Raw genomic sequence first — 414 nt, forward strand, 5'->3', positions numbered from 1 at the left:
AAGTGATTGATTATCTCGGCGAAACCTACGCAGAAGGGTTGGGGCCGTGGAAAAATAGCTTTATCCTGCGAGAATCTATCGAAACTCCCGTCGATGGTAATGGTGATGGCAACGCTGAAATTACTAGCCAACTCACCGGAGAAGTTCGTCCTCTAGTAGACTGGGCGCATGATGCAGGGTTACAGGTTCACCCCTACACACTACGAAACGAAGAACGCTTTTTAACCTTAAACCCAGATGGTACTCCCCAAACGCCGGAACAGGAGTTCCAACAACTGACCGATATCGGGGTGGATGGTTTCTTTACTGACTTCCCTGAAACAGGTCGTATGGTTGTCGATGAAATTATCGAGGAAAAAGCCGGAGATCCTAATTCAACTAATTTCCGTCGTCCCGAAGATATTCATGAAGACC

General features: G+C 47.3%; 1 protein-coding gene. It reads left to right on the forward strand.

Annotated elements, in window-relative coordinates:
• Positions 1-414, forward strand: a 414-nt coding sequence (locus M595_RS28580; protein WP_023070025.1) for a glycerophosphodiester phosphodiesterase family protein, incomplete at both ends; no start/stop codon positions are given.

The organism is Lyngbya aestuarii BL J (genome assembly GCF_000478195.2).
Taxonomy (GTDB): domain Bacteria; phylum Cyanobacteriota; class Cyanobacteriia; order Cyanobacteriales; family Microcoleaceae; genus Capilliphycus; species Capilliphycus aestuarii.